This is a genomic window from Pseudomonas pichavaramensis (assembly GCF_050473265.1).
Lineage (GTDB): Bacteria > Pseudomonadota > Gammaproteobacteria > Pseudomonadales > Pseudomonadaceae > Aquipseudomonas.
The window spans coordinates 1-15,828 of record NZ_JBJKFJ010000003.1 but is presented as its reverse complement, the minus strand read 5'-3'; the positions used below and the strand labels follow the sequence as shown (position 1 = coordinate 15,828).

15 protein-coding genes are annotated in these 15,828 nt (G+C 62.6%); 4 read left to right on the top strand and 11 right to left on the bottom strand.

Annotation, left to right across the window (positions count from 1 at the left end; genetic code table 11):
* The first annotated feature begins 5 nt into the window (after nucleotides 1–5).
* On the top strand, nucleotides 6–1,292 hold the full coding sequence (locus ACJRW5_RS05825; protein ID WP_484569590.1) for an HlyC/CorC family transporter: 1,287 nt from the start codon (nucleotides 6–8) through the stop codon (nucleotides 1,290–1,292).
* Here ACJRW5_RS05825 and ACJRW5_RS05820 read toward each other — a convergent pair.
* The 5 genes from ACJRW5_RS05820 to ACJRW5_RS05800 are packed head-to-tail and all read right to left on the bottom strand — an operon-like array spanning nucleotide 1,264 to nucleotide 4,533.
* The gene (locus ACJRW5_RS05820) at nucleotides 1,264–1,998 is read right to left on the bottom strand and encodes an SGNH/GDSL hydrolase family protein (protein ID WP_484569589.1); all 735 of its coding nucleotides are present in this window, start codon (nucleotides 1,996–1,998) and stop codon (nucleotides 1,264–1,266) included. The genes ACJRW5_RS05825 and ACJRW5_RS05820 overlap by 29 nt on opposite strands.
* Nucleotides 1,995–3,176 (bottom strand): formate-dependent phosphoribosylglycinamide formyltransferase, encoded by a 1,182-nt coding sequence (purT, locus tag ACJRW5_RS05815; protein WP_484569588.1) that lies wholly within the window; start codon nucleotides 3,174–3,176, stop codon nucleotides 1,995–1,997. Before purT ends, ACJRW5_RS05820 begins: the two co-directional genes overlap by 4 nt.
* Nucleotides 3,177–3,197: 21 nt before the next feature.
* A complete protein-coding gene (locus ACJRW5_RS05810; RefSeq protein WP_484569587.1) occupies nucleotides 3,198–3,392 on the bottom strand; it encodes a DUF1289 domain-containing protein in 195 nt (64 codons plus the stop codon).
* Entirely contained in the window at nucleotides 3,385–3,909 is a 525-nt protein-coding gene (locus ACJRW5_RS05805; RefSeq protein ID WP_484569586.1) for a gamma carbonic anhydrase family protein, read from the bottom strand. Before ACJRW5_RS05805 ends, ACJRW5_RS05810 begins: the two co-directional genes overlap by 8 nt.
* A 21-nt stretch (nucleotides 3,910–3,930) precedes the next feature.
* A complete protein-coding gene (locus ACJRW5_RS05800) occupies nucleotides 3,931–4,533 on the bottom strand; it encodes a CoA pyrophosphatase (protein ID WP_484569925.1) in 603 nt (200 codons plus the stop codon).
* Between the two features lie 148 nt (nucleotides 4,534–4,681).
* Here ACJRW5_RS05800 and ACJRW5_RS05795 point away from each other — a divergent pair, with 148 nt between their 5' ends.
* Both ACJRW5_RS05795 and ACJRW5_RS05790 read left to right on the top strand, forming a co-directional pair.
* Complete coding sequence (locus ACJRW5_RS05795) at nucleotides 4,682–5,236, top strand: NUDIX hydrolase (RefSeq protein WP_484569585.1); 555 nt, start codon at nucleotides 4,682–4,684, stop codon at nucleotides 5,234–5,236.
* 19 nt (nucleotides 5,237–5,255) lie between these two features.
* Nucleotides 5,256–5,759 (top strand): L,D-transpeptidase family protein, encoded by a 504-nt coding sequence (locus tag ACJRW5_RS05790; protein ID WP_484569584.1) that lies wholly within the window; start codon nucleotides 5,256–5,258, stop codon nucleotides 5,757–5,759.
* Between the two features lie 36 nt (nucleotides 5,760–5,795).
* On the opposite strand, the gene ACJRW5_RS05785 is transcribed toward ACJRW5_RS05790, so the two are convergent.
* The 3 genes from ACJRW5_RS05785 to purL form a co-directional block, all read right to left on the bottom strand.
* Nucleotides 5,796–6,113: an NGG1p interacting factor NIF3 gene (locus ACJRW5_RS05785; protein ID WP_484569583.1), complete on the bottom strand. Its 318-nt coding sequence runs from the start codon at nucleotides 6,111–6,113 to the stop codon at nucleotides 5,796–5,798.
* 156 nt (nucleotides 6,114–6,269) lie between these two features.
* On the bottom strand, nucleotides 6,270–6,446 hold the full coding sequence (locus tag ACJRW5_RS05780) for a CDGSH iron-sulfur domain-containing protein (protein WP_484569924.1): 177 nt from the start codon (nucleotides 6,444–6,446) through the stop codon (nucleotides 6,270–6,272).
* A gap of 329 nt (nucleotides 6,447–6,775) precedes the next feature.
* Nucleotides 6,776–10,672, bottom strand: a complete 3,897-nt coding sequence (gene purL / locus ACJRW5_RS05775; RefSeq protein ID WP_484569582.1) for a phosphoribosylformylglycinamidine synthase — start codon at nucleotides 10,670–10,672, stop codon at nucleotides 6,776–6,778.
* Between the two features lie 167 nt (nucleotides 10,673–10,839).
* Here purL and mltF point away from each other — a divergent pair, with 167 nt between their 5' ends.
* Nucleotides 10,840–12,306 carry a membrane-bound lytic murein transglycosylase MltF gene (gene mltF / locus ACJRW5_RS05770; RefSeq protein ID WP_484569581.1) on the top strand — a complete coding sequence of 489 codons (1,467 nt, stop codon included), beginning with the start codon at nucleotides 10,840–10,842 and terminating at the stop codon, nucleotides 12,304–12,306.
* Nucleotides 12,307–12,394: 88 nt separating this feature from the next.
* Here the strand turns inward: mltF and ACJRW5_RS05765 are convergent, their stop codons facing one another.
* The 3 genes from ACJRW5_RS05765 to ACJRW5_RS05755 all read right to left on the bottom strand — a co-directional run bounded on the left by ACJRW5_RS05765 (nucleotide 12,395) and on the right by ACJRW5_RS05755 (nucleotide 15,460).
* Nucleotides 12,395–13,210: a substrate-binding periplasmic protein gene (locus tag ACJRW5_RS05765; RefSeq protein WP_484569580.1), complete on the bottom strand. Its 816-nt coding sequence runs from the start codon at nucleotides 13,208–13,210 to the stop codon at nucleotides 12,395–12,397.
* A gap of 340 nt (nucleotides 13,211–13,550) precedes the next feature.
* A complete protein-coding gene (gene tadA, locus ACJRW5_RS05760) occupies nucleotides 13,551–14,027 on the bottom strand; it encodes a tRNA adenosine(34) deaminase TadA (RefSeq protein WP_484569579.1) in 477 nt (158 codons plus the stop codon).
* A gap of 59 nt (nucleotides 14,028–14,086) precedes the next feature.
* Complete coding sequence (locus ACJRW5_RS05755; protein ID WP_484569578.1) at nucleotides 14,087–15,460, bottom strand: multicopper oxidase family protein; 1,374 nt, start codon at nucleotides 15,458–15,460, stop codon at nucleotides 14,087–14,089.
* Nucleotides 15,461–15,828: the final 368 nt, after the last annotated feature.

Below are 15,828 nucleotides of genomic sequence, written 5' to 3'. Positions count from 1 at the left end.
CCGTCGTGGACGATTTTCATTCGAGCTACCTGCTCGGCCTGCTGATTTTCCTGATTCTCTGCTCGGCGTTCTTCTCCAGCTCCGAGACTGGAATGCTCAGCCTCAACCGCTACCGACTCAAACACCTGGCCAAGGAAGGACACAGCGGCGCAAAGCGTGTCACTCGCCTGCTCGACCGCCCCGATCGCATGCTCGGCACCATTCTGGTCGGCAACAATGTGGTGAATATCCTCGCTGCCTCGATTGCCACCGTGCTGGCCGTGGACATGTGGGGCGAGGCCGGTATCGCCATCGCCACAGCCGGCCTGACCATCGTCGTGCTGATCTTCGGCGAGATCACCCCCAAGACCCTGGCGGCGCTGCGCCCGGAACTGGTGGCCTTCCCTGCCAGCCGCGTACTGAGCCTGTTGCAACGCGTGCTTTATCCCGTGGTCTGGCTGACTGGCGTGATCAGTAACGGCCTGCTGCGCCTGTTCGGCGTCGATCCGGCGCAACGGGCCAGCGACAGCCTGTCCACCGAGGAATTGCGCAGCGTGGTGCGCGAGTCCGGCTCCGAACTGCCGGTAAACCGCCAGAACATGCTGCTCGGCATCCTCGATCTGGAGCGGGTCACGGTCGACGACATCATGATCCCGCGCAACGAGGTCGCCGGCATCGACCTCGATGACGACCTGGAAAGCATCGTCGGCCAGTTGCGCAGCACCCCGCACACGCGCCTGCCGGTATTTCGCGGCGACATCAACCAGATCGAAGGCGTGGTTCACATGCGCCAGATCGCCCGCCTGCTCAGTCACAACCAGCTGACCAAGGATGCGCTGCTGGCCGCCTGCCACGAACCCTATTTCGTGCCGGAAAACACGCCGCTGTCGACCCAGCTGATCAACTTCCAGAAACAGAAGCGGCGCATCGGTATCGTTGTCGATGAGTACGGCGAGGTCATCGGTATCGTCACCCTGGAAGACATCCTCGAGGAAATCGTCGGCGACTTCAGCAATCAGGACAGCCTGCGCAGCCCCGATATCCACCCGCAGGAAGACGGCACCCTGGTCATCGATGGCGCGGCCTATATCCGCGAAGTGAACAAGACCCTCGGCTGGCACCTGCCCAGCGACGGTCCCAAGACCCTCAACGGCTTGATCACCGAAGCGCTGGAAAGCATTCCCGACAGCGCGGTCTGCCTGAAGATCGGCCCCTATCGCCTGGAAATCCTGCAGGCCGCCGAGAACCGGGTGAAGAGCGTGCGTGTCTGGCAGATAGAGAAGGTCAAGACAGACGCTGAAGCAGCGGACTGAGACGCGCCGCCAGGCCATCGGCCCATACTCGATAGCCCTGCGCCGACGGGTGATAGCCATCCTCGGCCAGATAGTGCGCCTCGAACGGTAGATCCAGCGCGCAATGCAGCGCTCCCACGCGCCGCGTCAACGCTTGCAGCTCGTCATCCAGCAGGCTCGCCCGCCAGCCCAGCAACTGCCGCAACAGCCAGGGCAACGCCGCGAAGTGCTGCAGCGGTGGCACTGCACTGAATGCCACGCAAGCCCCCTGCGCACTCAGGGCTGCAGCCATCCTGGCCAGCGCTTGGTGCCAACGAGCGGCAGATGTGAGATGGGTGGTGTCGTTGACGCCGAATACCAGCAACGCCAGATCGGCCGACTCATCCAGCGCCTGCGGCAACAGACATTCACACGCCTGGTCTGCGGTGATGCCATTCTCGCCATACGCACGCCAGTGCACGGGGCGCTCCAGATGCCGGGCCAGCGCCGCAGCCAGACAGCTCGCCAGGGACTGATCGACGCCCTGCACACCGACACCCGCCACCGTCGACTCACCGATCAGCAGCAGGCGTAGTGGTTTACCCGGCAAATCCGCTGCAGCGACACCCACGGGTTCGCCCTGCGCCACCGGCAGGCGCAGGGCCGTACGCCGGGTATGCAAGGCCAACGGCAGCGCCAGTGGTAGCAGCGGCAACGCCACCAGCCACCACTGCGCCAGCCGACTCACAGCTGAACGCGAACCGCTTGTGCGCTGCGCAGCGCCTTGGCGCGGGCGGCCTCGATGGACTCGTCACGCGCCAGCGCCACACCCATGCGGCGCTGACCTTTGACCTCAGGCTTGCCGAACAGGCGCAGGGCCGTGTCTTCTTCGCTCAGGGCGGCGCCGAGATTGGCGAAACTGGCCTGCTGCGAACTGCCTTCGACCAAGATCACCGCCGACGCCGACGGGCCCATCTGGCGAATGACCGGAACCGGCAAACCGAGAATCGCACGCGCATGCAGGGCGAACTCGGAGAGCTCCTGGGAAATCAGCGTGACCAGACCGGTGTCATGCGGGCGCGGCGACACTTCGCTGAACCACACCTGATCGCCCTTGACGAACAACTCGACGCCGAACAGGCCGCGACCACCCAGCGCCTCGGTCACCGCCAGCGCCACGCGCTCGGACTCTGCCAGCGCCTTCGGGCTCATCGGTTGCGGCTGCCAGGACTCCTGATAGTCGCCACCCTCCTGGCGATGACCAATCGGGGCACAGAAGCTGGTGCCACCGGCATGACGCACGGTGAGCAGGGTGATCTCGTAATCGAAATCGATGAAGCCCTCGACGATCACCCGCCCTTTGCCGGCACGCCCGCCCTCCTGGGCGTAGTCCCATGACTTCTGCAGGTCGGCATCGCTTTTCAGCACGCTCTGGCCCTTGCCGGAAGAACTCATGATCGGCTTGACCACGCAGGGATAGCCGACGGATTTCACCGACGCAGCGTAATCCTCGAAGGTATCGGAGAAATGGTAAGGCGAAGTCGGCAGTCCCAGCTCTTCGGCCGCAAGGCGACGAATGCCCTCGCGGTTCATGGTCAGCTGCGCAGCACGCGCAGTCGGCACCACGTTGAAGCCCTCAGCCTCCAGCTCGACCAGCGTGGCGGTGGCAATGGCCTCGATTTCCGGAACGATGTAGTGCGGCTGTTCCTGCTCGATCACGGCACGCAGGGCGGCGCCGTCGAGCATGTCGATCACGTGGGAGCGATGGGCGACCTGCATGGCCGGGGCGTTGGCGTAGCGGTCGACACCAATCACCTCACAGCCCAGACGTTGCAGCTCGATGACCACTTCCTTGCCAAGCTCGCCGCAGCCACACAGCAGTACACGGGTCGCGGACGGCGACAAAGGGGTTCCAATACGGGGCATGAGGGTTCCTCGAACAGTGAATCAGGAAGGCATTAAAAGACCCGAAGCGCGGGCGCGCTCCAGGCAGTGTTGCAGCACCTCGCGGCGCTCGGCATTGTCCATGCGGCCCCAGCGGGTGATTTCAGCGGCCGTGCGCTGGCAGCCGATGCAGATGTCCTGCTCGTCCAGCGCACAGACGTGCACGCAGGGAGAGCGCACGGGTTTCTCGTCATTCATCGTCAACAACCAGCTCTCGGGCATAGCGCTGCGCATTATGAACGTAATGGGCGGCACTGGCTTCCAGCATCTTCTTCTGCTGGTCAGTGAGCTCGCGCACCACCTTGCCCGGACTGCCCATGACCAGACTGCCATCGGGGATGACCTTGCCCTCGGGAATCAGGCTGTTGGCGCCGATGATGCAGTTCTTGCCAATCTTCGCGCCGTTGAGGATGACCGCATTGATGCCGATCAGGCTGTAATCGTCCACCGTACAGCCATGCATCATCACGTTGTGACCAACGGTGACGCCCTTGCCCAGCGTCAGCGGAAAGCCCATATCGGTGTGCATGACGGTGCCGTCTTGGACGTTGCTGTTCTCACCGATATGAATCAGTTCGTTGTCGCCACGCAGCACGGCACCGAACCAGACACTGGCACCTGCCTCCAGGCGAACCTTGCCGATCAGGTCGGCGCTGGGTGCGACCCAGCTATCGGGATGGGCGTCGACACGGGAGCTTCCCAGGCGATATTTCATGCTCGTCAGTCCTCGGCGCTATCAGCGCAGGTGTATGAAGTGTTCGGGGGGCTGGTGCAGGGCGATATCGGCGTCGTACAGCAGGTTGACCAACTCCACGACCATGATCGCCGTCAGCCCCCAGATGCGGTATTGATCATAGGTGTAGGACGGCACGTACCAGCTCTGCCCGAGGTAGTCGATACGGTGGGTGACTTCACGCGGATCACTGCGGAAGAACGCCAGCGGCACGGAGAACACCGAGGCGATTTCCGCATCGTTGGCCTTGTACTCGACGTAATCGGGCACCAGCCCGACATAGGGCGTGACGCGGATACCGTGGCGGGACACCAACGGGCTGAGTGGCCCAACCACCTCCACGAGCCCCGGCGGCAATCCCACCTCCTCCTCGGCCTCGCGTAGCGCGGTATCCACCAGATCACGATCCTCCGGATCCCGTCGCCCGCCAGGGAAAGCGACTTCACCGCCATGAGTCGACAGGCCGCTGGCACGCAGGGTCAGTACCAGTTCAGGTTCGTCGCTACGGGTGATCGGGACCAGCACTGCCGCCTCGGGGAAGCTGTGCCCGGCCTCCAGAGGGCGCGGTCGATAATCACGCACGCGATGGAGTAACTCGTCCAGCATGGCCATACTCGGAGTCTTGTTTTGCCTGGCATCATGGCATGAAAGCAGCCACACGCCCAACCCCGACGAAAGGGCTGGCTGGCCAGAATCGCGGGCTTGCCGGCCTGAATCAGGACCGCCAAGATAACGCCATGAACGAGGATCAGGCATGAAATTCTGCAGTCAGTGCGGCAACCCCGTCACCCGCATGATCCCCGCAGGTGACAACCGCATGCGCCATGTGTGCAACCAATGCACCACCGTGCATTACGAGAACCCGCGTATCGTCGCGGGCTGCCTGCCCGTCTGGGGTGAACAGGTCCTGCTGTGCCGGCGCGCCATCGAACCGCGCCGAGGCTACTGGACGCTGCCTGCCGGTTTCATGGAAAACGGCGAAACCATCGAGCAGGCCGCCGCCCGCGAAACCCTGGAGGAAGCCTGCGCTCGGGTACGCGACCTCAGCCTCTACACCCTCTTCGACCTGCCGCATATCAGTCAGGTGTACATGCTGTTTCGCGCACAACTGGTCGACCTCGACTTTGCAGTAGGCGAGGAAAGCCTCGAGGTACGCCTGTTCGAAGAAAGCGAGATCCCCTGGTCAGAGCTGGCTTTCCCGACCATAGGCCGTACCTTAGAATGCTTCTTCGCCGATCGCCGGCAGAACCTCTTCCCGGTACGCAACGAGCCCCTCGAAGCGCTGCGCGCCCACTACATACCCCGTTGACCCTTGCGGATGCTCCCCGATGCGCTGGTTGTTGCCCCTGCTTTGCCTGATCCTCAGCTTGAATGCCGTCGCCAGCACCACGCCCGCGAACAGCAGCCGCACCGTCGACAAGGTGCTGATCCTCAAATCCGAGCGCAAGCTGCACTTGCAGCAGCGCGGCGAAACCATCAAGTCCTACCGCATCTCCCTGGGCAAACAACCCAATGGCGCCAAGCAACGCGAAGGCGACCTGCGTACACCGGAAGGTTTCTACTGGATCGACTGGCGCAAGCCGAGCGACAAGTACCAGCTGTCGCTGCACATTTCCTACCCCAACGCCCGTGACTTGGCGCATGCCAGGAAGGCCGGCGTGCCGCCCGGGGGCATGATCATGATTCACGGTACACCGCTGGATGAGGAATATCCGGAGTGGTTCTTCCACACCCTGGACTGGACCGAGGGCTGCATTGCCATGAAGAACGACGACATGCGCGAGGTGTGGAGCCTGGTCAAGGACGGCACCTTGATCGAGATTCGCCCCTGATACGGACTCAAGAGAAAGGCGCCATCGGCGCCTTTTTCAGAACTGCAGATCGGACAGACGCCAGACCTCGAAGGCCGGCGTTTCATAGGGATGGTGCTTCTTCATCGCCTTGACCGCATCGTGGATCAGCTCGTCTGCCACGACCATCTCCACCTTCCACTCGGCGACCTGCTCGATCTCGCCAACCTGCCCCAGAAACGGCTGGCTGCCCTCCAGGGCGCGGAACTGCCCTTGGCCGAGCGCCTGCCAGCAGCAACTGTCATAGAGACCGATGCGCCCGCCTCCCGCTGCGAACACCGCTTTTTTCACCGGTTCCAGATGGGTTTCCGGCACGTAGAAACACAGTTTGTACATCAAACTCTCCGCAGATGGGCTGCCGACCAACGGGCAAACCATGACGCCCACATGATGTCACTTTGACATGCAATTATCTTGAGATTGTCGGCACAAATCCACAAGCAGCACCAAAACGATTCGCTGCTTTCGACTCGGGCAACAGCCGTGACGTTCTCAGCAAGCGTTAAAAAAGCGTCGCCACTTGTCGGCAAAGCCGGCGGCTGGCGGGCTGTGGCTGCCATCGCAATAAGGCAACTCGGCCGAACGCCCACACCGGCAGAGCAGCAGCCGTTGCTCGCGTTCGGGACGCAGGATCAGGGGTTGGGCGCAGTCGGGTGGGCAGTTAGGCATCTCGGGCGAATGCCCGCAGCGGCATAGGTGATGAGTTTCGCCGGGTTTGACCAGGCGAACTTCTGGAAGGATGGGAAGAGGATCATCGGCCATGGTTGGGCCTGTGTAGCCGGATGGATCCGGGTGAAGGTATGGCAGCAGTGTCCCGGATTGCATCCGGGCTACGGGCTCCACGATCGGCTCCCTCCTCCATTTAGGGGAGAGGGCTCGGTGTTGGCCATAACGCCCTGCTGATATCGACGGTATGACATCTGCAAGCTCAAGCTGGACGCTTTGGCCCTCTCCCGCAAGCGGGAGAGGGTCATCAGAGGGCCGCTACGCGGCCGCTGTTAGTCCACCCAGACGCGAGCGTTGCGGAACATGCGCATCCAGCCGCCGTCTTCCTGCCACTCGTCCGGGCGCCAGGAGTTCTGCACGGCGCGGAACACCCGCTCCGGGTGCGGCATCATGATGGTCACACGGCCATCGCGACTGGTCAGGCCAGTGATACCACGCGGCGAACCGTTGGGGTTGGCCGGGTAGGTTTCAGTGACTTTGCCGTGGTTGTCGACGAAGCGCAGGGCCACGGTGCCGGACAGGTCCGCCTCCAGCAGCGCCTCTTCGCTTTCGAACTCGGCATGACCTTCACCGTGGGCGATGGCGATCGGCATGCGCGAACCAGCCATGCCCTGCAGGAAGATCGACGCCGACTCCTGCACCTGAACCATGGCCACGCGCGCTTCGAACTGCTCGGAGCGGTTACGCACGAAGTGCGGCCAGAACTCGGTGCCCGGAATCAGCTCGTGCAGGTTGCTCATCATCTGGCAGCCGTTACACACACCGAGGGTGAAGCTGTCACGGCGCTCGAAGAAGCCCTGGAAGGCATCACGGGCGCGGCTGTTGAACAGCACCGACTTGGCCCAGCCTTCACCGGCGCCGAGCACGTCACCGTAGGAGAAGCCACCGCAAGCCACCAGGCCCTTGAATTCTTCCAGGCTGACGCGACCGGCGAGGATGTCGCTCATGTGCACGTCGATGGCCGAGAATCCCGCACGGTCGAACGCCGCGGCCATTTCCACCTGACCGTTGACGCCCTGCTCGCGCAGGATCGCCACCTGCGGACGCGCACCCTTCTTGATGTAGGGCGCGGCGATGTCCTGGTTGACATCGAAGCCGAGCTTGACCGACAGACCGGGGTTGTCTTCTTCCAGCAGCAGGTCGAATTCCTGATCGGCGCCCTGCGCGTTATCGCGCAGACGTTGGATGCGATAGCTGGTTTCCGCCCACTGACGCTGCAGCAGACGACGCTCGCCAGTGAACACCGGCTCGCCATTGAAGCTGATGCTGACTTCGCCGTTGTTCACCGCCTGGCCGATCACTGCCACGCAGTCATCCAGACCTGCCGCGCTGAACTGCGCTAGCACTTCCGGAGTGGCGTCCTGGCGCACCTGAATCACCGCGCCCAGTTCTTCGTTGAACAGCACGGCCGGCAGCTCGGAGGCATCATCAGCCAGAGCGTCGAGATTCAGCGCCAAGCCGCAGTGACCGGCGAAAGCCATTTCCAGCACGGTGGTCAGCAGGCCGCCGTCGGAGCGGTCGTGGTAGGCGAGCAGGTGGCCGTCGGCGTTCAGGCCCTGGATCACGGCAAAGAAGGCCTTGAGGTCTTCGGCATCGTCGAGGTCCGGCGCCTGCTGGCCGATCTGTGCATAGACCTGCGCCAGGATCGACGCGCCCATACGGTTCTGGCCGCGCCCCAGGTCGATAAGGATCAGGTCGGTTTCGCCCTTGTCCATGCGCAGCTGCGGGGTCAGGGTCTGGCGGATGTCCTGCACCGGCGCGAAGCCGGAAATCACCAGCGACAGCGGCGCGGTGACGCTCTTGTCGACGCCCTCGTCCTGCCAGCGGGTCTTCATGGACATGGAGTCCTTGCCCACCGGAATGGTGATGCCCAGTGCCGGGCACAGCTCCATGCCGACGGCCTTGACGGTGTCGTACAGGCGTGCGTCTTCACCCGGGTGGCCGGCAGCGGCCATCCAGTTGGCCGACAGTTTGATGTCGGACAGTTTGCCGATACGTGCGGCTGCCAGGTTGGTGATGGTTTCACCCACCGCCATGCGCCCGGAAGCCGGGGCATCGAGCAGCGCCAGCGGCGTGCGCTCGCCCATGGCCATGGCTTCACCGGTGTAGACGTCGAAGCTGGTGGCGGTGACGGCGCAGTCGGCTACCGGCACCTGCCACGGGCCAACCATCTGATCGCGAGCAACCAAGCCAGTGATGGTGCGGTCGCCAATGGTGATCAGGAAGCTCTTGCTGGCCACGGCCGGATGACGCAATACGCGCTCCACCGCTTCACCAATGGCCACCGCGCTGGCGGCGAAATCGTCGCCCTGCTCGGCTTCGCGCTGCACGCTGCGGTGCATGCGCGGCGGTTTGCCCAGCAGCACTTCCAGCGGCATGTCCACCGGAGTGTTGCTGAAATGGCTGTCGGTCACGGTCAGGTGCGGTTCGGCAGTGGCCTCGCCGACCACGGCGAACGGGCAACGCTCGCGCTCGCAGATGGCCTGGAAGCGCTCGAAGTCGGCGGCGTCCACGCTCATCACGTAGCGCTCTTGCGACTCGTTGCACCAGATTTCGTGCGGGGCCATGCCCGGCTCGTCGTTGGGCACCTTGCGCAGCTCGAAGCGACCACCACGGCCACCGTCGTTGATCAGCTCCGGCAGGGCGTTGGAGATACCACCGGCGCCAACGTCATGAATGAACTTGATCGGGTTGGCTTCGCCCAGCTGCCAGCAGCGGTCGATGACCTCCTGGCAGCGGCGCTCCATTTCCGGGTTCTCGCGCTGCACCGAGGCGAAGTCCAGGTCGGCCGAGCTGGCACCAGTGGCCATCGACGAAGCGGCGCCGCCGCCGAGGCCGATGAGCATGGCTGGACCACCGAGCACGATCAGCTTGGCGCCGACCGAAATCTCGCCCTTCTGTACATGATTCTCGCGAATATTGCCGAGGCCGCCGGCGAGCATGATCGGCTTGTGGTAGCCGCGCACTTCATCGCCACGCGGGCTGCCGACCGCCTGCTCGAAGGTACGGAAATAACCGTTGAGCGCCGGACGACCGAACTCGTTGTTGAACGCGGCGCCGCCCAGCGGGCCTTCGATCATGATGTCCAGCGCGCTGACGATGCGCTCGGGCTTGCCGTAGGGCTTTTCCCAGGGCTGGAGGAAATCGGGGATATTCAGGTTGGACACCGAGAAGCCGGTCAGGCCCGCCTTCGGCTTGGCACCACGGCCGGTCGCACCCTCGTCACGGATCTCGCCACCGGAGCCGGTGGAGGCACCAGGGAACGGCGCAATGGCGGTCGGGTGGTTGTGCGTCTCCACCTTCATCAGGATGTGCACCGGCTCCTGCACCGCACCGTACTCACGGCTTTGCGGATTGGGGAAGAAGCGTCCGGCACTGAAGCCTTCGATGACCGAGGCGTTGTCCTTGTAGGCGCTGAGCACACCTTCGCGATTCATCTCGTAGGTGTTCTTGATCATGCCGAACAGCGACTTGTCCTGGCTCTGGCCGTCGATGTCCCAGCTGGCATTGAAGATCTTGTGGCGGCAGTGCTCGGAGTTGGCCTGGGCGAACATCATCAGTTCGATGTCGTGCGGGTTGCGTCCCAGGTCATTGAAGCTCTTCACCAGATAGTCGATCTCGTCCTCGGCCAGGGCCAGGCCGAGATCCTGGTTGGCCTGCTCCAGCGCGGCGCGGCCACCACCGAGAATGTCCACGGCGGTCAGCGGCTTGGGCTGGGCATGGCTGAACAGCGCGGCAGCATCCTCGAGGGTACTCAGCACCAGCTGAGTCATGCGGTCATGCAGCAGCGCGGCGACGGCAGCGCTATCGGCTTCGCTCAGCTCGCCGCTGACGTAATAGGCAATACCGCGCTCCAGGCGCTGGACCTTGGCCAGGCCACAGTTGCGGGCGATGTCGCTGGCCTTGCTCGACCAGGGCGAGATGGTGCCGAAACGCGGGATGGTCAGGAACAGCTTACCGCTGGGCTCCTGCACCGCAACGCTCGGGCCATACTTGAGCAGTCGCGCCAGCACCTGCTCTTCATCGGCGTTGAGTACGCCGGTGACATCGGCGAAATGCGCGAACTCGGCGTACAGCCCGGTCACGGCCGGCACCTTGCTGGTCAGTTGCTCAAGCAATTTGCCATGGCGGAAAGCGGAAAGGGCGGGAGCGCCGCGCAGGATCAACATCGTCGGAACAGCCTCTGGAGAAGGGGTGTACTTGGAGGCCGTGCATTCTAGCCTAAAGCCGCGCGCTCAGCACCCGTGCCGGGCGCTTTCGAGACGGGCGAGCGCTAGCAGAGAAGCGAAGCGCTGTCGAGATATGGCAGCGACGATGCTTTGCGTATACTGCGCCGATGTTTGCACGACCTGCGACACGCATGCGTTGCGCCACAGGGCTGTTGGCGATTGGAACCCTCCTGATGCTCACTGGCTGTGGCGAAGAACCCAAGCCCAGCGTACTCGAGCAGGTAAAGGCGGAGGGTGAGCTGCGCGTGGTCACTCGCAACAGCCCGGCCACCTACTTCCAGGACCGCAACGGCGCCACCGGTTTCGAGTACGAACTGGCCAAGCGCTTCGCCAGCGACCTGGGCCTGGAGCTGAAGATCGAGACGGCAGACAACCTCGACACGTTATTCTCCAGCCTCGAACGTCCTGATGGCCCGGTTCTGGCTGCAGCCGGCCTGGTGGATACGCCGCAGCGCCAGCGCCAGGCACGCTTCTCCATCCCTTACCTGGAAGTCACGCCGCAGGTCATCTACCGCAACGGCGAGTCTCGCCCGACCAAGCCGGAAGACCTGGTCGGCAAACGCATTCTGGTACTGGCCGGCAGCAGTCATGCCGAGCAACTGGAAGCCTTCAAGCAGCAATTCCCCGAGCTCAAGTTCGAAGTCTCCGACGCCGTCGAAGTGGTCGACCTGCTGCGTATGGTCGACGAAGGGCAGATCGACCTGACCCTGGTCGACTCCAACGAACTGGCGATGAACCAGGTGTATTTCCCCAACGTGCGCGTCGCGTTCGACCTGGGCGACACCAACACCATGCGCTGGGCGGTAGCCGCTGGCGAAGACGAAAGCCTGCTGCTGGAAATCGACGCCTTCCTCGAGCGCGCTCAGGCCAACGGCACCCTGCAGCGCCTCAAGGAACGCTACTACGGCCACGTCGACGTACTCGGCTACGTTGGCGCCTACACCTTTGCCCAGCACCTGCAAAAACGCCTGCCGCGCTACGAGAAGATGTTCCGCCAGGCAGGCCAGGCCAATCAGATCGACTGGCGCCTGCTGGCTGCGATGGGCTATCAGGAATCGCTGTGGCAGCCCAACGCCACGTCCAAGACCGGTGTGCGTGGCCTGATGATGCTCACCCAGCGCACTGCGCAGTCGGTCGGCGTGTCCAACCGACTCGACCCCAAGCAGAGCATCGACGGTGGTGCCCGCTACTTCATCCAGGTTCATCAGCAACTGCCGGAAGGCATCGCCGAGCCGGACCGCACCTGGTTCGCCCTGGCAGCCTACAACGTCGGCGGCGGTCATCTGGAAGACGCGCGCAAGCTGACCGAGGCCGAAGGCCTGGACCCGAACAAATGGGCCGACGTGCAGAAGATCCTGCCGCGCCTGGCGCAGAAACAGTGGTACAGCAAGACGCGCTATGGCTATGCCCGGGGCGGCGAGCCGGTGCACTTCGTGCGCAACATCCGCCGCTACTACGACATTCTTACCTGGGTGACCCAGCCGCAACTGGAAGGCACACAAGTCGCCGAAAGTGGCATCCATGTGCCGGGCATCGACAAGCGCAAGCCCGAAGAAGAAACCCCGCCGCTGTAACTTCGCAGGCGCCCCCTCACCGAAGTCATCTGCCTTCTCGGAAAAAACGATGAATGGAATTCGGATGTTTTTCCAAAATCAGGCGGTCTTATTCAGCGCTTGCTCGACGGCTGTCAACGATACCGTGCCGGATAGCTAACTTGCGATAAACGCCGTTCAGCTCCAGAACACGCAGTGCATGATTGAAACGCTCAAGCAGTTGCTCGGCCTGCGGGTAACGACGCGAAGTCATCAGGTAGTTGTGGCCGACATTCAGAGGCGTCTCCATGACATGGAAGTTAGCTTGCTCTTCAAGCGGAAACATATGACGGATGATATCCCAGCCCACCACCTCCAGGGCTGGCATCAGATCAACGCGGCCAGCACGCAGCATTCTGAAACCCTGCTCATCGCTTGAAGCAAGCGATAGCCTCACTCCGGCTTCAGAAAAAACGCTTTCGTAGTAATAGCCGCGCACACCGCCGACTTTATATTGGCTGAGTTCACTCAAATCAGTGAAGGTCAGCGGAAGTGTCGGTGGCTCTTCATTGTAGTGAAAGAGCATTGTTCGCTTGGCATACAGAGGGTTGGAGAACAGAAACTTCTTCTCACGCTCCGGCGTCTGAACATAAGGCATGGTGGCCCATGCTTGCAGCGAATCCACGGCTTGCTCACAACGCGCCCAGGGCATAAAACGGAACTCGAAATTGACACCCATTACCTTGCCCACTTCCTGCAGTAACGAGCTTAGAAAACTGTTCTGCGGTTCAGCGCTGGTATAGGGGGGCAACTCGCTGGTGACAATAATCAATGTTTGTGGGGCTGCATAAGTTGCGCTGCAATAACTCCATGCAAGCCCAAGAGCGCCCATCAAATACAATCGCCTCAGGTATCCTGAAAAAATCCGGATACCGGCGATACCCATACCTATCATCAGCCCGCTCCCAGGCAACAACGCCCTCGGCAAGGATAGCTCAGCCTGAGGATGGCCCGAGAAAAGCGCCCTGCGCTGGTGAAACCCACCGATTTCACCTTGCCTGCTCTAACGCCTGTCGGCGGCACAGTGTATGGAAGACGTGGTATTGCTCGCTGCACGCTGCGATTTGATGCGCGTTAAGCGCCCACGTTTGAGGGTAAGGCTTGCGGAGCGCTTAGCTAACGTCTACTGCAAACCGCCGAGAAACGACTCTGCACATACCGCGCCTACAGCCGGGGCGGTCAGCAGGGTCATCACTCGTTTCGTCGTCGCAGCGCCCTGTAACCTCTCAGCCACGCCGGGCCTTGAAGAATTGTTTCAGCAGCGCCCCGCTCTCCTCGGCCAGCAAGCCGCCTTCCACCAACACCCGATGGTTGAGAAAGCCCTGATCGAAGAACTGCCCCTGACTGATCGCCACCCCGGCACGCGGCTCGCTGGCTGCGAATACCACACGGGCGATACGTGCATGCACGATCAGCCCGGCGCACATGCTGCACGGTTCCAGCGTGACGTACAGGGTGCTGCCCGGCAGCCGGTAGTTCTGCACCGATTGCGCGGCAGCGCGGATCGCCACCATCTCGGCGTGCGCACTGGGGTCATGGCGCAGGATCGGGCAGTTGTAGCCCTGCCCCACCACCTCACCGTCCTGGACTAGCACCGCACCGACCGGCACCTCACCCTGCTCCGCACCCAGGCGTGCCTGGTCGAGCGCCAGGCGCATGAAGTGCTCGTCGCGCGAGCGGTCGATGATCTGCGGTCGTTTCATTGCATCAATAATCCGTAGGGCGACCCGCCATCCGGGCAGGTCTGCAAACGGCGCTCACCCTACACCACTTCGATGGCGGCCATCAGTCCCGTTTCCATATGGTCGATCACATGGCAATGGAACATCCATACGCCGGGGTTATCGGCGACGAAGGCGATGCGCGCCGTCTCGTTCTTGCCCAGCAGATAGGTATCGGTGAAGTACGGAATGATCTTGCGCCGGTCGGAGCCCAGCACCTTGAAGGTCATGCCGTGCAGATGGATAGGATGCTGGTACTGCGCCATGTTGCGCAGTACGAAGATATAGTGACCATCCTTCTTCAACGTGGCGATGGGCCGGTCGGCGCACGTCTTGTCGTTGATATCCCAGGCCTGACCGTTGATCTGCCAATACTTGTAGCGTCCGGCAGCCTCATCGGCCGGCGACGCCAAAGCCGCCGCCCACTCGAAGTTGAAGCGCAAGGTCTCGGCACGCGACAGATCAGGCTCAGCGATCGGGTTGGCCGGCAACGCCGGTGGCCAGTCACCGGCCGCCTCGGTGCTGACTGCACCTTTCAGCGTCGCCAGGCGTAGCGGACCATTGCGCAGTGACAACTCCTCGCCGGCTGACGGCACCTTGAGCGCCAGATCGATACGCATACCCGGGCCAAGCCAGTACTCCTTGCCCAACGGCCGAGGCTGTACAGGATTGCCGTCCAGCGCATAGATACGCGCCTCGCCACCCGGCAGGTTGAGGCGGTAGGTAACGGTGTTGTCGAGGTTGATCAGGCGCAGGCGCACCACCTGCCCGGCCGGCAGCTCCAGCGTCGGGTTCGGTTCGCCATTGATCGTGGTCAGGCGCCCGCGGGTGCCTTCACGCGCGGCCTGGCGCGGCACCATGAACGGTGTGAAGGCGCCCTGCTCATCGATATGCCAGGTCTTCAGGCTCAGCGTGCGCTCATGGCGAAAACCGGTCGGCTCGCGCTCCTCGACGATCAGCGGCCCGACCAGACCCCGGCCCAGTTGCTCGGCGCTGGTGGTATGCGGGTGATACCAGAAGCTGCCGGCGTCGTGGCAGATGAAGTCATAGTCGAAGTACTCGCCCGGCAAAACCGGCGCCTGCGAGACATAGGGCACGCCATCCATTTCCAGCGGCAGCCTGATGCCATGCCAGTGGATGGTGCTCTGCTGCTCCAGCTTGTTGATGAAGCGTACCCGCAGCCGCTCACCCTGGCGGCAACGCAGCTCGACACCCGGCGCCTGCCCGCCGTACCCCCAGGCCGGCGTCACATGCCCCGGCACCAATTCCATATCGACCGAAGCAGCGATCAGCTCGTAATCATGGGTCGCCACATTCTCCGGGCGCCCCAACCAGTAGCGCACGCCACCAGCACCCAGGCCAACGACACCAAGACCGGCCAGGCCGGCGAGCACTTGTCTGCGGGAAAACGACATCTTCATCCTCAGCAATCTGCGGGCATACTCAATTGCAGTATCTTCTCATTTTCATGAGTAAAGAGACGAGCATCATGGAAGGACAAATTGCCGCGATTCCAGTGGGGTATCTCCCAAACGGAAGACCACCTAACGCTGAGGACGCCTACTGCACAGACCGCCTCTGACCATCTTGAACCGGTCGCACGAGCCTGAATTCGCCAGAAGAGGACAACGCCTCGGTAAATAAATCCTCAGCTTTAGGTGGCACAAGTGTCTGATCAAAACGAAATCGCCCAGCACCCAATCAGGCCAGATGAGGCGGGGCATTTGCCCCGCCTCACCTGGCCTGAACTGGAAAGTGCATCGATACAGGGTTGAAGCGTTAC